At 55.8% G+C, this 15,403-nt stretch carries 13 protein-coding genes and 6 pseudogenes; 16 read left to right on the top strand and 3 right to left on the bottom strand.

The annotated features are described in order from the left end of the window. Positions 1-201 precede the first annotated feature (201 nt). A pseudogene (locus T260_RS1000000141100) lies at positions 202-855 on the top strand (carboxypeptidase M32); the annotation flags it as partial. Between the two features lie 18 nt (positions 856-873). Next, a pseudogene (locus tag T260_RS1000000141095) lies at positions 874-1,866 on the top strand (carboxypeptidase M32); the annotation flags it as partial. 133 nt (positions 1,867-1,999) lie between these two features. On the opposite strand, the gene T260_RS122640 reads toward T260_RS1000000141095, so the two are convergent. The 3 genes from T260_RS122640 to T260_RS122650 are packed head-to-tail and all read right to left on the bottom strand — an operon-like array spanning position 2,000 to position 4,289. Next, complete coding sequence (locus tag T260_RS122640) at positions 2,000-3,649, bottom strand: b(o/a)3-type cytochrome-c oxidase subunit 1 (RefSeq protein WP_011231042.1); 1,650 nt, start codon at positions 3,647-3,649, stop codon at positions 2,000-2,002. Between the two features lies 1 nt (position 3,650). Beyond that, entirely contained in the window at positions 3,651-4,121 is a 471-nt protein-coding gene (locus T260_RS122645; RefSeq protein ID WP_011231043.1) for a cytochrome c oxidase subunit II, read from the bottom strand. Between the two features lie 21 nt (positions 4,122-4,142). Next, entirely contained in the window at positions 4,143-4,289 is a 147-nt protein-coding gene (locus tag T260_RS122650; protein WP_011231044.1) for a cytochrome c oxidase subunit 2A, read from the bottom strand. 294 nt (positions 4,290-4,583) lie between these two features. On the opposite strand from T260_RS122650, the pseudogene T260_RS122655 reads away from it, so the two are divergent. The 14 genes and pseudogenes from T260_RS122655 to T260_RS122705 all read left to right on the top strand — a co-directional run. Beyond that, positions 4,584-4,808: pseudogene (locus tag T260_RS122655) on the top strand (type I phosphoribosyltransferase); the annotation flags it as partial. Between the two features lie 80 nt (positions 4,809-4,888). Next, positions 4,889-5,191, top strand: a pseudogene (locus tag T260_RS122660) (solute carrier family 23 protein); the annotation flags it as partial. A 1,322-nt stretch (positions 5,192-6,513) separates the two neighbouring features. Beyond that, positions 6,514-7,632: a type III polyketide synthase gene (locus tag T260_RS122670; protein ID WP_023634569.1), complete on the top strand. Its 1,119-nt coding sequence runs from the start codon at positions 6,514-6,516 to the stop codon at positions 7,630-7,632. Continuing rightward, a complete protein-coding gene (locus T260_RS122675; RefSeq protein WP_023634568.1) occupies positions 7,577-8,212 on the top strand; it encodes an isoprenylcysteine carboxyl methyltransferase family protein in 636 nt (211 codons plus the stop codon). Before T260_RS122670 ends, T260_RS122675 begins: the two co-directional genes overlap by 56 nt. A gap of 167 nt (positions 8,213-8,379) precedes the next feature. After that, a pseudogene (locus T260_RS1000000141090) lies at positions 8,380-9,945 on the top strand (dynamin family protein); the annotation flags it as partial. 127 nt (positions 9,946-10,072) lie between these two features. Then, a pseudogene (locus T260_RS1000000141085) lies at positions 10,073-12,277 on the top strand (dynamin family protein); the annotation flags it as partial. Then, positions 12,277-12,465, top strand: coding sequence for a hypothetical protein (locus tag T260_RS122680; RefSeq protein ID WP_013145453.1), 189 nt, complete (start codon positions 12,277-12,279; stop codon positions 12,463-12,465). The pseudogene T260_RS1000000141085 and the gene T260_RS122680, both read left to right, overlap by 1 nt. After that, a complete protein-coding gene (locus T260_RS122685; protein ID WP_020279120.1) occupies positions 12,462-12,737 on the top strand; it encodes a YpbS family protein in 276 nt (91 codons plus the stop codon). The genes T260_RS122680 and T260_RS122685 overlap by 4 nt, the downstream gene beginning before the upstream one ends. A 120-nt stretch (positions 12,738-12,857) precedes the next feature. Further along, positions 12,858-13,706 carry a sulfurtransferase gene (locus T260_RS122690; protein WP_023634567.1) on the top strand — a complete coding sequence of 283 codons (849 nt, stop codon included), beginning with the start codon at positions 12,858-12,860 and terminating at the stop codon, positions 13,704-13,706. 249 nt (positions 13,707-13,955) lie between these two features. Next, the gene (gene ypzF / locus T260_RS1000000140065; protein WP_011231053.1) at positions 13,956-14,108 is read left to right on the top strand and encodes a protein YpzF; all 153 of its coding nucleotides are present in this window, start codon (positions 13,956-13,958) and stop codon (positions 14,106-14,108) included. A gap of 112 nt (positions 14,109-14,220) precedes the next feature. Next, positions 14,221-14,742 (top strand): TlpA family protein disulfide reductase, encoded by a 522-nt coding sequence (locus T260_RS122695; protein ID WP_011231054.1) that lies wholly within the window; start codon positions 14,221-14,223, stop codon positions 14,740-14,742. 121 nt (positions 14,743-14,863) lie between these two features. Beyond that, positions 14,864-14,995, top strand: coding sequence for an FbpB family small basic protein (locus T260_RS1000000139205; protein WP_011231055.1), 132 nt, complete (start codon positions 14,864-14,866; stop codon positions 14,993-14,995). Between the two features lie 55 nt (positions 14,996-15,050). Continuing rightward, the gene (locus tag T260_RS122700) at positions 15,051-15,194 is read left to right on the top strand and encodes an acid-soluble spore protein N (protein ID WP_011231056.1); all 144 of its coding nucleotides are present in this window, start codon (positions 15,051-15,053) and stop codon (positions 15,192-15,194) included. Between the two features lie 30 nt (positions 15,195-15,224). Continuing rightward, the coding region (locus T260_RS122705) for a small acid-soluble spore protein Tlp (RefSeq protein ID WP_023634566.1) at positions 15,225-15,403 on the top strand (179 nt) is incomplete at its 3' end.

Here is a 15,403-nt window from a genome sequence, read left to right as displayed (position 1 = left end):
AATAGGATCAAAAAATTATGCCGAAAAAACGGGTCATTGCGGCGATCAAAGACGTGTTGCCGACAGCGGTGAGGGAAGAATGATATTCTTCCCTTTTTCATTTTCCACAAAAATAGCATTTTCTCGCTGGCAAGCAGGAAAATGGCACCTTGTTATGGAAATGATGATACGGCCATGAAATACATAGGGGGACTGAGTATAGTGAAACCAATCGAAGCGCAGTTTTTGCAATACGTGAAAAAAATGACGGGCTACCGCGAAGCGATTGGCCTCATGTATTGGGATTTGCGGACTGGCGCCCCGAAAAAAGGGGTCGAGCAGCGATCAGAAGTGATCGGCATGCTGTCAGAAGAAGTGTTTCGCATGTCGACATCCGAGGAGATGGCAGCCTTTATCGCCAAGCTGTCGCCCAAAGCCGTCTACGAGCAGCTGAATGACGTGACAAAGAAAACGCTTGATGAATGCAAAAAAGAATACGAGCGCAATAAAAAAATTCCAGCGGATGAATACAAAGAGTTTGTCGTGCTTTGTTCCAAAGCGGAAAGCGTTTGGGAAGAAGCGAAAGCGGCTGCTGATTTCGCCCGGTTTCGCCCGTATTTGGAGCAAATCATCGAGTTTCAGCGCCGCTTTATCCGTTATTGGGGGTATGAAGGACACCCGTACAATACGCTGCTCGATCAATACGAGCCGGGCATGACCGTCGATTTGCTTGACGAACTGTTCAGCCGCCTGCGCGAACGCATCGTCCCGCTTGTGCACGCCATTTCCGCCGCGTCCGACAAGCCGGACACGTCCTTTTTGTTCGCGCCGTTTCCAAAAGAAAAGCAGCGCGCTTTTCTGCTTGAGTTGCTTAAAGAGCTCGGCTTTTTCGGCCAGCTTTTTCAAATACTGCTNCGCGAACGCATCGTCCCGCTTGTGCACGCCATTTCCGCCGCGTCCGACAAGCCGGACACGTCCTTTTTGTTCGCGCCGTTTCCAAAAGAAAAGCAGCGCGCTTTTCTGCTTGAGTTGCTTAAAGAGCTCGGCTATGATTTTGGCAAGGGGAGACTTGATGAGACGGTCCATCCATTTGCGATCGGGCTCAACCCGAACGATGTGCGCATTACGACGCGCTACGACGAGCGCGACTTCCGCACCGCGGTGTTTGGCACGATCCATGAATGCGGCCATGCGCTGTATGAACAACACATTTCCGAGGCGCTTGTCGGCACTCCGCTTGCAAGCGGGGCGTCGATGGGCATTCATGAATCGCAGTCGCTCTTTTTTGAAAATATGATCGGACGCCACTATGCGTTTTGGAAGCGGCATTACCCGCGCCTGCAGCAATACGCGCCCACGCAGTTCGCCGACGTTTCGCTTGATGCGTTTTACCGGGCGATCAATGAAGCGAAGCCGTCGCTCATTCGTATTGAAGCGGACGAACTGACGTATCCGCTCCATATTATCATCCGCTATGAAATCGAAAAGCAGCTGTTTGCTGGGGAGCTGGAAGCGATCGACTTGCCGGATGTATGGAATGAGAAATATGAACAATACCTTGGCATCCGCCCGCACAACGATGCGGTCGGCGTGTTGCAGGACGTCCATTGGTCCGGCGGCAGCTTCGGCTATTTCCCATCGTATGCGCTCGGCTATATGTATGCGGCGCAATTCAAGCAAGCGATGGAAAAAGAGTTGGATGTAGCTGGGCTGCTTGAAGAGGGGAACATCGCACCGATCCGTGAATGGCTGACCGTTCATATCCACCAGTTTGGAAAAATGAAAAAGCCGCTCGAACTTGTGCGCGATGCGACGGGCGAAACGCTGAAAGCCGATTATCTTATTCAATATTTAGAAGAAAAATATAAGGCGCTTTATCGATTATAGAAACAGGCGCGTCAGTGCAAACATCGTTCTTACGCTGTTCGTTTAGTTTTTCTGTCGACAAAGTCCTATTGTGTCTCGGTTTTATGCACATAAAGAGGAAGGTGTCCCGATCGCTTGGGGACACCTTCTTGTTTCACCATAATTTGTATCCTTTCGACCCCGGCGGAGCGTTTTGAATGATGTCGATGATCGGCACCGTATAGGCGATCAAAATGAGCGCAACGACGAGGCCGATCCAAAGCTTCCAGTTTTCAAGCGCCAGCGCAGCCCGTTCATACGGAGCAGCTGCCTCGGCGACCGGAAACTCCGTTTCGCCTTTCGGGGCGAAAAAGGCCAAGTTGATCACGATGACGAGAATCAAAATAATGCCGATGAACAAGATGGTGCCGCCGACCGCTTGCGCGATTTGGTACGGAATCCATTCAAGCGCTTGCGGCGAATTGCTGTACGTTGAGAACGCCGAGCGTCGCGGTGCGCCGAGCAGACCGGCAAAATGCATCGAGCCGGACATGAACGTCATCCCAACCGCCCAAACGATCGTTTGAATGATGGCGAGCCGGTTCATCGCTTTCGTCATCACCCGGCCGGTCAAATGCGGAATGAGCCAGTATGACGCACCAAAAAATGTTAGGACGACAGTCGTTGCCACCGTTAAATGGAAGTGGCCGGTCACCCAAATCGTATTATGGACGACTTGGTTGAGTTGGTGCGAGGCGTTAATAATCCCGCCGGTGCCGGCCGGAATAAAAAACAGCATTCCGACAAACGGGGCGAAAAAGCGGGCGTCGCTCCACGGGAGTTTCCGCAGCCAGCCGAACAAGCCGGTCGCTCCCTGCGAGCGGCCGTACGATTCAAACGTCGCAAACATGGCGAACGCGGTCATGAGCGACGGAATGATGACCATGAACGTCAAGACGACTTGCACGTATTTCCAAAACGGCGAAATTCCCGGCTCAAGCAATTGGTGATGGAAGCCGACCGGAATCGAAAACAGCAAAAACAAGATAAACGCCAGCCGTGCGAGTGAATCGGAGAACATTTTGCCGCCGATCACTTTCGGAATGACGGCGTACCAAACCATATACGCCGGCAATAGCCAGAAGTAGACGAGCGGATGCCCAAAATACCAAAACAGCGTCCGGCTCAAGAGCACGTTCACCCGATCCGTGAGCCCAAGCGACCACGGAATGAGCTGGAAGACGACGGTGGCGGCGACGCCAAGCGAACAGACGAGCCATAGCACCATATTCGTCACTGACATGAACGCCAGCAGCGGGCTCACTTGACCGCGGTGCGTTTTCCGCCAGCGGGCATAATGAGCGAACATCGCAAAGCCGCTCACCCAGCTGCCGACGACGACAAGCGCCAAGCCGATGTAAAAGCCGGCGTGCGCTTGCAGCGGCGCGTAAAACGTATATAAGACAGATGCCTTGCCGGTTAAGATGAAAAACGCACTCATGGCTGTTCCGATTGTCATCAGCCAAAAACCGATCCAACCGGTCCGGCGCGAACCGTCTGAGAGCGCCCCGGTTGTACGGCTGACCGCGGCGAACTGAAAGCCGATAATGAAAAACGTCGTCAGCACGAGTCCAAGCAAGACGCCATGCGTCGTCAAAATCGTGTAATAGCTGATCCCAGCCGGGAGCTCAAACTTGCCGGAACGGACTAATGTTTGCAATAGGCCGGCGAACCCCCCGAGCGCGAGGGCGGTAAAGGCGACGAACAAATGGGCAAGCGCCAGTTTCGCATCGCGGCGATCGACTTTTTCCAACGGTTGTGCCATGTTACTCCACCACCTTTATGCGCGCCGTCATCATATGGTGGCCGGCGCCGCAATACTCGTTGCAAAGAATCGTATATTCGCCCGGTTTGTCAAACGTGGTTGTTAAGCTGTTCACATAACCGGGTTCGACCATCATGTTCACGTTCGTTCCCGGGATTTCAAATCCGTGGATGACGTCTTTCGAAGTGACGTTGATCGTCACTTTCGCTCCTTTTGGAATTTCGATCGCATTCGGTGTAAAAGAAAACGCGGCGACGACGATGTTCAACTCGTATTCCTTGTCTCCTTTTTTGACGAGCCCCGGATGATCAAACGGCGGGGTCGAATCGACTTTTTCTGGATCGATCGTCGTCAGGCAGCTCGGCGGCTGCTGTCCGGCGGCGAATGCACTTACGCCGACGACCGTCAAAAAAACGATCAAACAGCCGATGCCAAACGCAAGCCAAATTTTTTCATACTTATGGATGTGCATACCGATTCCCTCCTTTGCCGCTTACAGGCGGTGCAAAAATAAAAAGTAGACGCTGACCCAAGAAAAAATGATGAAAAAGCCGAGCAGAAACACAGAGGCCAGCGTGCCTTTGAGCGCCGGCTCTTTTTCCTTTTTCGTTTGCCGGGCCGCTGTGATCAGTTTTGCCATGCCGTATCCCTCCTCTTTGTTGGATTCATCCCCCATAACAGCAATTCGGCAGGTGCGCCAAACGGCCAATTTCCCTGCTTTGACACTATCATAACTGTACAAAACTGGGGCAACAGTGACTTTTCTCACAAAAACGATGCTGGAAGTGTGAACAAATGGTGACGTTTGTGAAAAAATGATGAAGACGTCATTTTCTCTCGCGGCAGCAGAGCCCGCCAATGTTCTTTTTGCTGGCATGTAAAGCGCCGGCGATTGAACAGGCAATGCGATGCAGCAAAGAGATTAAGCCTATCGATCATTGATGATTTTTTAGCCAACGGCCAAGCGGCGCTCGGAATGGTGGAGATCATCGAGCAAGCGGGGGCTGATATGGTCGGCATCGGCATTGTCATTGAAAAAGCGTTTCAAGACGGCGGCCGGCTGCTTCGTTCGCGCGGCTTCCGCGTTGTGTCGCTCGCCCGCATCGCATCGCTTGATGGTGGCGCCATTCAATTTGCTGACGAGGTGATGAGTCGATGAAGATGAAATGGTGGCAAGTCGGATCGCTCGGCATCCAACATGTATTGGCCATGTACGCCGGGGCGATCGTCGTTCCGCTCATCGTCGGCGGGGCGATGCTCGCGATGTTCGGCATGGTCATTGCCTACGGTGTGAAAATGTTAGGCCAAGTTGACCTAACTGTGCAAGAGAACTTGCTGATCATCGCCTGCTCGGTCGGCGTGGGGCTTGGGGTGACGGCGGTGCCGAACTTGTTTGTCGAGCTGCCGACCGGCTTGCGCATTTTAACCGACAGCGGCATCGTCGCCGGCAGCATGACCGCCATCATCTTAAACGCCGTCTTCCATTTCGGTAAGGCAAGAAAATCGGCTGCACTGCCGCTGCAGGAACAAAAAATTTCATAATGGTGTTGATCGCTTTTATAGCCATCTTCGTTTTCCGGCCACTGCTCGGGAAATGGGGGTGGCTTTTTTATTGGCGTGTCGATTGGCAGAGAAAATGATAGAAACTGGTGGAGGGATGATGGTATAATGGAAAGCGAATAGGAAAGGGGGTGAAACAATGGATGAATGGGTGGAGCGCCTTTTCGATGAGCTGCGGCAAATACGGAATCAGATGGCGACCAAACAGGATGTTGTACGGGTGAATGATCGCATCGATCGGCTTGAACAAACGGTGAGCGCGACGAAAGAGGATGTTGCGCGGTTAAATGGACGCGTCGGGCAACTCGAAGAGACCGTGGCAGCGACGAGAGAAGACGTTGTCCGGATGAATGATCGCATCGGGCGGCTTGAGCAGACCGTGGCAGCGACGAGAGAAGACGTCGCAGCGCTGGATGAGCGCATCGGGACCATCGAGCGGACGATGGCAACGAAAGAGGATGTCGCAGCGCTGGATGGGCGCANAGACGTTGTCCGGATGAATGATCGCATCGGGCGGCTTGAGCAGACCGTGGCAGCGACGAGAGAAGACGTCGCAGCGCTGGATGAGCGCATCGGGACCATCGAGCGGACGATGGCAACGAAAGAGGATGTCGCAGCGCTGGATGGGCGCATCGGGACCATCGAGCGGACGATGGCAACGAAAGAGGATGTCGCAGCGCTGGATGAGCGCATCGGGACCATCGAGCGGACGATGGCAACGAAAGAGGATGTCGCAGCGCTGGATGGGCGCATCGGGCAACTCGAAGAGACCGTGGCGGCTAACAGAGACGACATTGCGGCGCTCGACAGCCGGATTGGGCGCATGGAACAAACGATGGCGACGAAAGAGGACGTTGCCGAATTGCCGTTTATTCGGCAAGCTGTCGTGGAAACGTTAGAAACGCTCCATGAAATTTCGGCGATGAAACAAACCCTCACAGAAATGCAACAAAAAGTCAATGAAGTCATTGCCGGACAAGCGCGGCAAGAGCTCGTACTTCAATCCCTCGCTTTGCACTTGCTCGAGCATGAAAGTGAAATCCGCGCGCTAAAAGCGAGATAAATAACGAACCTCTCCTACTTGTACATCCTCGCTGATGATCATGTTCCTTCCAAAACAGGCCGGTTTTGTCCGCGCCTGTTTTTTGATTGCAGCAACTTTTCATAACTTTTTTTGGCTGCGAAAACTAGAAATCCATTCGCTGTTCCTGAAAAAACGGGTGTACAAACATATTTTCCATTGCATATAGTTTGGCTTGTTGCGCATCCTAATAGAATAAAGAGGAACAGACCGAGGTGTTTGTATGCCGGTTCTTTTATCTGTCGGCACAGCAAGGATGCCGTATACGGCCGCCCAAGACGAGGTGAAGCAGCATGTCGCCGGGCTGTTCGCCGGTCGAATGGCGCGTGCGGAGCGGCTGCTGCAGGCGTTTGACAACAGCGGCATTCATACGCGCACGTTTGTCCAACCGCTTGCCTGGTACAGCGCGCCGCGCGGTTTCGGTGAAAAAAATGGGGTGTACATCGACCGTGCCGTCCGCTACAGCGCAGAGGCGGTCAATGACTGTTTGCGCAAGGCTTCGTCCGGCCCTGTTTTGCATGAGGAGATCGATGCGCTGTTTTACATCTCAACGACAGGGCTGTCGACGCCGAGCATCGAGGCGCGGCTGATGAACGTATTGCCGTTCTCCCCTCATGCCGTAAGAGTGCCGATTTGGGGGCTCGGTTGTGCGGGAGGGGCGGCTGGGCTCGCCCGGGCAGCCGACTATTGCCGGGCGTTTCCGAATGCCAAGGCGCTTGTGATCGCCGTTGAGTTTTGCAGTTTGACGTTTCAACTCAATGATTGGTCCAAAAGCAATGTGATCGGTACGTCGCTTTTTTCCGACGGCGTGGCGTGCTTGCTTGTGGCTGGCGACGGAGCGGCGCCGACAGCTGGCGCGCCGCGTGTCATCGCCGCCCGCTCGGTGCTCATGCCCGGCTCGGAAGACGTGATGGGCTGGGATGTTCGCGACGAAGGTTTGTTTGTCATCTTTTCAAAAGACATTCCGGCGATCGTTCGCTCTTGGCTGCGCCCGCAAGTCGAGTCGTTTTTGCAGGAACATGGGTTAGGGCTTGGGGATATTCATCATTTCATCGCCCACCCGGGCGGGAGGAAAGTCATTGAAGCGTACGAGGAGGCGTTCGGATTCGGTCCGGAACAGACAAAAGCCGCTAGAGACGTGCTCGCCCGCTACGGCAACATGTCGTCGGCCACCGTGTATTTTGTGCTCGAACAGATGATGCGGCAGCCGCTTTCGTCCGGGCACGGCCTGCTTATCGCTCTCGGCCCGGGCTTTAGTGCGGAAATGGTGCTGCTTCAATGGGGGGATGATCGTGCGGTTTTGGTTCGTGTTTTTGGCGGTTGCCGGCATGCGCGTCATTGAGCTTCGGCTTGCAAAACGGAACGAACAGTATGTGAAAGCGCTCGGGGCGCGGGAGTTCGGCGCTCGCCATTACCCGTTGATCGTATTGATGCATGTCGGTTTCTTTTTGTCGTTGGCTGTTGAGGCGCTTCGAAAGGGCGCGCGCCCGTCGCGCCGCTGGCCGCTTTTGTTTCCGCTTTTTCTTGTCGTGCAAGGGCTGCGCGTATGGACAATTGGGTCGCTCGGCCGTTTTTGGAATACGAAAATTTTGATCGTACCAAACGGCCAAGTAGTGAAAAAAGGGCCGTACCGATGGCTTCGCCACCCGAACTATGTGGTTGTCGCCTTAGAGATTGCGCTGTTGCCGCTTTTGTTTCAAGCGCCGATCACCGCGCTTGTCTTTTCGCTTTTGAACGCATTTTTGCTGTCGATTCGCATCGCGGTTGAGGAAAGAGCGCTGGCGGCGCTCACCGACTACCGGGAGGCGTTTCGGGAGCGGCCGCGTTTTTTGCCCCGGTTAAGGGGGGAGGCTGCCATCCGCAAGATGCGGCAAGCTGAAAGCAGCGGACAAATAAAAAAACAGCCCTTGAGCCGTCTATAATGGCATCTGTTCGCCGTTCGCCTGCGGGCGGCGGCAGGGCGTTGCCTCTTTCTCTATGTCATCCTGTCGGGTTACGGCAGGATTTTTCTTTTTTTCTATTGGGAAACGGGGCGAAATGCAGTAAAATGAATGTAAATGACATTGAGGGAGACAAAGGGGTTTTGGTCATGGGGCATATTGCGATTGAGCGGCCGTCATTGCGGCTGTGGCTTTCGAAAATGATCGACATGCACGATCAGCTTCAGTCCGCGGATGACCAGGAGCATGCGGACAAAGTGAAGCAGCTCATCGAAAAAGCGGCATCCGGTGAGCTCATTGTCGCGTTTTGCGGTCATTTTTCCGCCGGCAAATCGAGTTTGATCAACGCGTTGCTCGGCGAGCCGATGCTGCCGTCCAGCCCGATTCCGACGAGCGCCAATCTCGTCAAAGTGAAAGCCGGTCCGGACTATGTGCGCGTCTTTTTCCACCGCGATGAGCCGGTCGAGTATGAACCGCCGTACGACCCGGACTTGATTCGCGCCCAATGCCGGGACGGGGAGACGATCGAATGGATTGAAATCAGCCGAACGACGGACGCCATCCCGCCGGGGGTCGCGATCCTCGATACGCCGGGCATCGATTCGACCGATGACGCCCACCGGCTGGCGACGGAGTCAGCGCTTCATTTGGCGGATGTCGTCTTTTACGTCATGGATTATAACCATGTGCAGGCGGAATTAAACTTCCAATTTACGAAGCAATTAACAGATGAAGGAAAGACCGTTTATTTGATCATCAACCAAATCGATAAACATCGCGACGACGAGCTGCCGTTCGCTGAATTTCGCGCCTCGGCCGCCGAGGCGTTCCGGCGTTGGGGAGTTGAGGCGGCCCGTTTGTTTTTCTTGTCGCTGAAAGACCCGTCACATCCGCACAACGAATGGCATGAGCTTGTCGCTTGTTTGCGCCGGTTGTTTGCCGACAAGGAGGAATGGCTCGTCCGCGGCGCCGAGTCGGCGTTAAAACGGATCGCGGACGGCCATCTTGAGCATCTCCGCGCGCGGCACGAGCTGCTTGAGCAAACGATTGAGACGCGCCTCGAGGCGCTTGGCGGCGCCGATGACGAGGCGGCGGCCATCGCGGAGCTCGATCGCCTTGAGGCGGAGCTTGCCGATTGGCAAACAGCGCCGTCGCGGGCGGAGGAGGCGTTCCGTTCGGAGCTTGAGCGCGTGCTGCAAAACGCGTACGTGATGCCGTTTGAGACGAGGGAGCGGGCTGAGGCGTACTTGCAGGCGATGCAGCCGAATTTCAAAGTGGGCTTGTTGTTCGCGAAGACAAAAACGGAGCAAGAGCGCAAGCGGCGGCTTGAGGCGTTTTATGAAAGCGTCAAAGCGCAAGCGGCGGCGCAGATCGAATGGCACGTCCGCCAGCTCCTTGTTCAGTTTGGGAAAGAATGGCATGCTGATGACGATTGGTTCAGCGAGTGCCAGCAATGGACGGCGGAGTGGGATGAGACGATGCTTGCCGGCCTCGTCAAACAAGGGGCGGAATCAAGCGGCGCCGCGCTATTAAATTATACGGATGAGGTGGCGGCGGCGCTGAAAAAACGCTACCGTGACTCGGCGCTCGCCTTGTTTGCCGAACTGAAGGAACAAATCGCCAAACGGGCGGCCGCCCAAACAGAAACATTGAACGGACAGCTTTCGGCGGCGCGCGAAAAAGTGGAGCTCGCCGCCCGCCTCGCCCGCNAAAAAACGCTACCGTGACTCGGCGCTCGCCTTGTTTGCCGAACTGAAGGAACAAATCGCCAAACGGGCGGCCGCCCAAACAGAAACATTGAACGGACAGCTTTCGGCGGCGCGCGAAAAAGTGGAGCTCGCCGCCCGCCTCGCCCGCCTCAGAGCCGAGCGGGACGAGCGCCGGCGTGCGTTCGAGCAGCTGATCGCTGCTCCATGCGAGTCTGCATCGCTTGATGAAAACCGTCTCGCCGCGTTGACGGCGCCGCCGGTCTTCCGGAAAGCGCGTCATGCCGAGACGGCAAAACCGCAAGCAGCATCCAAGCCAGCGGAAACAAGCCATCTTTCCGTCAAAGAGCAAGCGCTCGGTCAGGAAGCGGCCGGCCTCGGAGTGAGCGAAAGAGCGGACGAAGCTCGGACGCTTTCAAGCGGCAGAAAACAGCGGAGCGAAGAGGCGGCCGAGCGGCTTGAGGAGGCGGCGGCTTGGCTTGAACGGTCCGAACTGCTTGGCCGCTTCGCTGGACCATTGCGCGACAAGGCGCGTCGGCTTCGCGAGCGATCGTTTACCGTCGCCTTGTTTGGCGCCTTCAGCGCCGGCAAATCGTCGCTGGCGAACGCCTTGCTCGGCGCCCCGCTTCTGCCATCGTCGCCCAACCCGACAACCGCCGCCATCAGCAAAATCGCCCCGCCCGATCACAAGCACCCGCACGGCACGGCGGTGGTCAAGGTAAAAAGCGAACTGCAAATTTGGGCGGATGTGCAATCGTCGCTTCGGCAGTGCGGCCATGAGGCGGATACATGGGATGAAGCGCTCCGCCTTTGCGCCCGCCTGGCCGAATCGGGAGCCGAACATCCGGCGCAAAAGCCGCATGTGGCTTTTTTGGCAGCTGCCGCGGCCGGCTATGAGCGGATGAACGGTCGATTCGGGGAGATCGTCTCCATCGGTTGGGAAGAACTCGAGACGTATGTCGCTGACGAAGCGGTGTCATGTTTCTTAGATGAGGTCGTGTTGTACGCCGACTGTCCGCTCACCTGCCAAGGGGTGACGCTTGTCGATACCCCGGGGGTGGATTCACTTAACGCCCGCCATACGGGAGTGGCGTTTCATTACATGAAGCATGCTGATGCGTTGTTGTTTGTGACGTATTATAACCATGCGTTCTCGAAAGCAGACCGCGAGTTTTTGCTTCAGCTTGGGCGCGTGAAAGACACGTTTGCGCTTGATAAAATGTTTTTCGTCATCAATGCGGCTGATTTGGCCCAGTCGAAAGAGGAGCTTGAGGCCGTCATTTCCTATATGAACGGAGAGCTCGCCCGCTTCGGCATCCGCTTCCCGCGCCTTTATGCGCTCTCAAGCCGCTTGGCGCTGGCGGAAAAAATGGGGGCCGAGCCCGGTCCGCGCGGCGTCTTGGCGGACTCCGGCTTGTCTGCCTTTGAAACCGACTTCTTCCGCTTCTTAACGGAAGAACTGGCGGAAGTCGCCGTCGAGAGCGCATATGCCGAGCTTGAGCGGGCGCGGCGGGCGGCAGAGGAATTCGCGCGCGCCGCTGGGCAAAGCGAAGCGGAAAAAGCGGAGAAACGTCAGGCGCTTGAGGCGGTGAAAACGAAGATGCACGCCGTGCTTGCTGGCATTGATGATGCCTACGGCCGGCAGGCGCTTCGCCAGGAAGTCGACGAATTGCTCTATTACGTCAAGCAGCGCGTCTTTTTCCGCCTCAACGATGTGTTTAAGGAGGCGTTCAACCCGGCGGTGCTCCGCGACGACCAAGGCCCGGCGCGTCGGGCGCTTGAGCGTTGCCTCGACGAGTTGCTCGCATCGGTTGGCTTTGATTTGGCCCAAGAGTTGCGGGCGACGAGCTTGCGTGTTGAGTCGTTTTTGCACAAGCAGCTGGCCGAGCAGTTCTCGCGCCTATTCCATGAGCTTCGTCGTTTCGATGATGCGCTCGCGCTCACGCCGCCTGAGCCGTTTGCCTTTTCGGCGCCGGAGTTTGCCAACGCCCTTGGGGATGTAGACCGGGTGCGGTTTACCAAGGCGCTTTCGCTGTATAAAAACGCCAAATCGTTTTTTGAGCGCGACGAAAAGCGGCGGATGAAAGAGGAAATTGAGGCGGCGCTTGTCGAGCCGATCGACGCCTATTTGGCTGAGCAAAAAGAGCGGCTTGTGGCGACGTACGCAGAACAATACAAGGCTGCCGTCGCCGCACTTTCGGCCGCTCTCGCGGAACAAGTCGACAGCTATATGGAGGGCTTGCTTGCCGCGCTCGCCGAAGCGGCGGATCATGAGGCGCTCGCCCGCATCGAAGCGGCGCTTCGCCGCCTTCTTTCGGGCCGCGGCGGGGAGGCGCGTTGATGAACCGGTTTCACGCTTGCGCTACATGCATCCACTACCGTATAGAAAAGCGAGCCGACGGGCTGTACACGTATTGCCGCCGGCTCGGCTATGCGACGAAACCGAACTATCGGTTCAACTGTTGGACGCCGAAACCGAACGTCCGGCGTTTGATGGAAAAAGAAGCAGGAAAGGACGAGGACCATTGAGCGAAGTGCATCACGCGATCACTGCCCATGTGCAAAAACAGCATACCATCTTGAAGCAATTTGCTATGCTCGACGCCGAGCGCGAGCGGCTCATCGACGAAGCGGTCGAGCGGTGCCGCCGCGGCGAGTCGTTTACGGTTGATGGGATCAATGAAGTGACGAAGCGGATGAACGAACTGGCCAAAAGCGGCCTCGTGCCGGCGCGCCGGTGCGTGACGCCGGAGATGGTGCGCGAGTACGTGAGCCGGCTTGAAGGGAAAGAGCGATCGTGACGATGGCGAGCGCTGGCTGAGCGTGTCGGCGCCGCCGGCGTCCTGTTGATGATTGGCTGCTTTCCGTTCCGATCAAGAAACAACGTTTGGCGTCAGCAAAAACAAAGAGGGGGAGGACATATGGCGTCGCTTGTTTCCCATGAATGGCTCCTTCGCCATTTGCACGACGAAAACACGCGCATTCTTGATTGTCGGTTTTGGCTTGGCGATCCTGCGAAAGGAGCGGCCGTTTACCAGGAAGATCATATTCCTGGTGCCGTGTATATGGACTTGGAACGCGACTTGTCGGGCCCAGTCGGAGAGCACGGCGGCCGCCACCCGCTCCCGTCGGCCGAGCAAGCGGCGGACGTGTTTGGCCGAGCCGGCATCGATGAAACGGTGACCGTTGTCGCTTACGACGACCAAGACGGGGCGATGGCGGCGCGTTGCTGGTGGCTGCTTCGCTATTTCGGCCATGCCCACGTATACGTATTGGACGGCAATTATCGTGAATGGAAGAAGAAAGGGCATCCGGTGACGAACGTCGTCCCTGCTGTGGCGTCCCGCCCGTTTCGGCCGCGTCCGGATCGGTCATGGCTGGCGACGGTTGAGGATGTGCGCGCCGCCGTCCGCGATCGCTCGGTTGTGCTCATTGATTCGCGTGAATGGAAGCGATATGCCGGCCTGGAAGAACCGATCGACCGCCGAGCCGGCCGCATCCCAGGAGCGGTGCACCGGTTTTGGAAAGACGGAATGACGGAAGGCGGCTACTGGAAAAGCGCTGTCGAGCAGGCGGCTCGGTTTGCCGATTTTGACCGTGGGCAGCCGTTGATCGTTTACTGTGGTTCCGGCGTCACCGCCTGCCCGAACGTGTTGGCGCTCCACGAAGCTGGTTATCACAACGTTCGGCTGTACGTCGGCAGTTTCAGCGACTGGATTTCCTATCCGGACCACCCGATTGAAACGGGTGACCCGTCATCCGATGCTTAGTTTTCTCCGATTCGGGCTGAAACATCATTCGACGCCTCGGTGTTGTCGGATGGAACCGTTGTTTTCTTTTCGTTTTCTTTTTTCGGTCCGCATGAGGTCGAAGCGTTGTTGATTTTCAACGATTTTCACCTAGTGTTTGTTTCGCTTTTCTTCCATTGTTTCGGCCGCCGGTTGAAGCCGCTGTATGCATAGTTTTTTGGCCGCCGGCGGATACTATAGGTGAACCGACGGAAGCAGAGGAGGAGACGCATGGGCCGGACAAAACTTGGCAATGCCAATGCCCAACGAAACAACAACGCGAAGAAGAAAAACGGCTTTAACGAATGGAGGAGCGAATTCGCTTCGTACGCAGAAGTCGAAGCGGAGAAAATGAAAAACGATCATAAAAACATCCGATCATGATGAGGGCGCGCCCCTCGTTTTTTCGTTTTAAGCACGATGGTTGGCAAATGGCAAACGTATGTGCTATAATCGTGGACAGAGCGGCGGGAGGCGCCGGTAGGGAGGGGACAACGTGCGGAAATGGCTAGTCGTTCTTTTGTTCTTGGCTGTCGCCGGCTATGGCCTTTGGAATGTGATGGCGGCTGACAAACCGAATGAAGCAAACGGAGCCGGTCCGGAAGTGGATCAGACGGCTCCCGACTTGACCTTGCCGGCGCTTGGGGGCCAGTCGGTTAAGTTGTCGGCGCTGCGCGGCAAAGCGGTCGTCCTCAACTTTTGGACGTCGTGGTGCCCGCCATGCAAAAAGGAAATGCCGGAGCTTGCCAAGTTTTACGAGCGGCATGGCCGCGAAGTTGCGCTCCTTGCCGTTCATTTGACGACGCAAGATACGTTGGACAACGCTGAGCGGTTTGCGAAAGCGAACAGGCTCGTGTTTCCAGTCGGCCTCGATGTGCGCGGCGAAGCGCTTCGTCAATATCGAATCCAAACGATTCCAACGACGTATATTATCGATCCAAACGGCGTCATTCGGCGAAAAATTGTCGGCCCGGTGACGGCGAAGCGGCTCGAGCAGGAAACAGCGCTTTTTCGTTGAGCAGATGGCTGCAGCGAAAGGCGCTTTCTTCGTGGTTCGTTATTTTTCAAAAAGTTGTCATAATTTTTATCTTTTTTGGGCATGAATAAGATTACAATAAAAGTGAGGGGAGGTTGAAGCGATGAGACGATCCCGCAAAATGACTCTCCAAGAACTGATCAGCGAGAACAAACGGCAATTGTTGAACGATCGGGAAGCGCTCGAAAAAATCGAGAAAAAGCTGGAAGAGCGGATGCTCAAAAAAGCAGAATGACCCATGCATAGCGGTTCTCCGGGCGGACAGACTAGATGGCGAGGAGGCGAAGACAATGAGCAATCCGAAAGGAAGCCGCAAACATTTCGTGCCGAACCATATCGGCACACAGCCTCGCGCCGCAGGAGGAAACAAGGGCAAACAAATGCAAGACCAGTCCGGCCAGCACGCCCAAGTCATCCAAACGAAGGGCGAATAGCCGGAAACTCGCGCAAAGGAGGAAGCATTCATGCCGCGTCCGAAACCGGATGACCGCAGCGACAATGTGGAAAAGCTGCAAGAAATGGTGCAAAACACCATTGAGAACATAGAAAAAGCCGAAGAAACGATGCAGTTTGCGTCGCCGGAGGAGCAGGAGAAGATCCGTGCGAAAAACCGCCGCCGCGAAGAAGAAAACGCTGCCGAAAA

Origin of the sequence: Geobacillus thermopakistaniensis, assembly GCF_000498995.1 — a bacterium.
Classification (GTDB): Bacteria; Bacillota; Bacilli; order Bacillales; family Anoxybacillaceae; genus Geobacillus; species Geobacillus thermoleovorans.
This window is presented reverse-complemented; position numbering and strand designations above follow the sequence as displayed.

Excerpts from the sequence above, each read along its gene's own strand:
- T260_RS122640 (WP_011231042.1), bottom strand. The coding sequence starts at position 3,649 with ATGGCACAACCGTTGGAAAAAGTCGATCGCCGCGATGCGAAACTGGCG.
- T260_RS122700 (WP_011231056.1), top strand. The coding sequence starts at position 15,051 with ATGAGCAATCCGAAAGGAAGCCGCAAACATTTCGTGCCGAACCATATC.
- T260_RS122670 (WP_023634569.1), top strand. The coding sequence starts at position 6,514 with ATGCCGGTTCTTTTATCTGTCGGCACAGCAAGGATGCCGTATACGGCC.
- T260_RS122650 (WP_011231044.1), bottom strand. The coding sequence starts at position 4,289 with ATGGCAAAACTGATCACAGCGGCCCGGCAAACGAAAAAGGAAAAAGAG.
- T260_RS122645 (WP_011231043.1), bottom strand. The coding sequence starts at position 4,121 with ATGCACATCCATAAGTATGAAAAAATTTGGCTTGCGTTTGGCATCGGC.
- T260_RS122690 (WP_023634567.1), top strand. The coding sequence starts at position 12,858 with ATGGCGTCGCTTGTTTCCCATGAATGGCTCCTTCGCCATTTGCACGAC.
- ypzF (WP_011231053.1), top strand. The coding sequence starts at position 13,956 with ATGGGCCGGACAAAACTTGGCAATGCCAATGCCCAACGAAACAACAAC.
- T260_RS1000000139205 (WP_011231055.1), top strand. The coding sequence starts at position 14,864 with ATGAGACGATCCCGCAAAATGACTCTCCAAGAACTGATCAGCGAGAAC.
- T260_RS122675 (WP_023634568.1), top strand. The coding sequence starts at position 7,577 with ATGATCGTGCGGTTTTGGTTCGTGTTTTTGGCGGTTGCCGGCATGCGC.
- T260_RS122680 (WP_013145453.1), top strand. The coding sequence starts at position 12,277 with ATGAACCGGTTTCACGCTTGCGCTACATGCATCCACTACCGTATAGAA.